General features: G+C 69.4%; 1 protein-coding gene. It reads right to left on the reverse strand.

The window, feature by feature from the left end; genetic code table 11:
• On the reverse strand, positions 1 to 255 hold a 255-nt coding region (locus ACUN9Y_RS22370; RefSeq protein WP_445462936.1), incomplete at both ends, for a hypothetical protein.

Consider the following 255-nt stretch of genomic DNA (forward strand, 5'->3'; position numbering starts at 1 on the left):
GCGCTTGAGCAGGTTGCCCATGGCCGGCGACAGCTTGGGGGCGTTGGGGTAGTCGACCCAGCTGCGCTGACCGGTTTCTCGGCCGCTGGCCCAGCGCGTCGCCAGGGAGCTGTCCTCGTTCTTGTCCGTGCCCTCGTTCTTGCCGGTGCTATCGTCGGGGTCCACCAGGTTGCCTGCGGGGTCGAAGGCGAAGCGTTCGTCGTGGGTGGGCGAGACGGCCTGACGCAACCGCCCCAGCGGGTCGTAGCCGTAGCG

The organism is Halomonas sp. V046, assembly GCF_052645355.1.